General features: G+C 71.4%; 1 protein-coding gene. It reads left to right on the top strand.

From position 1 onward, the window contains the following. Window positions 1-226: 226 nt before the first annotated feature. Window positions 227-392, top strand: a 166-nt coding sequence (locus ACSNN9_RS28670) for an endonuclease/exonuclease/phosphatase family protein (RefSeq protein ID WP_436676421.1), incomplete at its 3' end; no start/stop codon positions are given.

The raw sequence follows: 392 nt of genomic DNA, 5'->3' as shown, positions 1-392 counted from the left end.
GCAGAGTCGTCAGCGACAGGGGATCCAGATCCACGGGCAGCCATTCTTCCCACCGCCACCCGCCCCACGACGCCCCCTGTGGGCAGCCTCACCAGCGCCGCCGCTCACCGCCCCCGCGCCCGACGCAGCCACACCCCGACCGCCCCCAACGCCACGAACAACAGCACCGAACACACCAACACCTTCAACACCCGGCAACCCTCCCACGGCCACGTAGGGTGCAAGCGTGCGCCTGGCCACCTTCAACCTGCTACACGGCCGGTCCCTCGCCGACGGACTCGTCGACCCCGACCGGCTCACCGCCGCCGTCACCGCCCTCGACGCCGACGTCCTCGCCCTGCAGGAGGTCGACCGCGACCAGAGCCGCAGCGGCAAACTCGACCTCACCGCCA

It is taken from the genome of Micromonospora sp. URMC 107, assembly GCF_051386315.1.
Taxonomy (GTDB): Bacteria; Actinomycetota; Actinomycetes; order Mycobacteriales; family Micromonosporaceae; genus Micromonospora.
The sequence above is the reverse complement of the archived record's forward strand: the minus strand, read 5'-3'. Positions and strand labels throughout refer to the sequence as shown.